Here is a 276-nt window from a genome sequence, read left to right as displayed (position 1 = left end):
CGCGATTCGGCCAGCATGATATTGTAGGTGCGCACGGCAGCGCCGGTGCTCATCGGATCGGACGAGATGCCGCGGGCCTTCAGCGCCTGCTTCAGCTCGGGCGGCAGGCGTTTCAGTTCCGGGCCGGTGCCGACCAGCAGCACTTCGATATCGCCGGCCTCTTCGAGCACGCGGATGAAATTTTCGGGCGAGAGCGGCTTCGTCACGTCCATCTCCCATCCATAGATGCCCGAAGGCAGGCAGAGGATAGAGCCGCGATGCGACATGTCGGCGAAG

Annotated in this window: 1 protein-coding gene; it reads right to left on the bottom strand. The window is 63.8% G+C overall.

Annotated elements, in window-relative coordinates; all coding sequences use genetic code 11:
• On the bottom strand, positions 1-276 hold a 276-nt coding region (locus SB679_RS24010; RefSeq protein WP_410704751.1), incomplete at both ends, for an Mth938-like domain-containing protein.

The organism is Chryseobacterium sp. SIMBA_029 (genome assembly GCF_046535275.1).
Classification (GTDB): domain Bacteria; phylum Bacteroidota; class Bacteroidia; order Flavobacteriales; family Weeksellaceae; genus Chryseobacterium.
The sequence above is the reverse complement of the archived record's forward strand: the minus strand, read 5'-3'. Positions and strand labels throughout refer to the sequence as shown.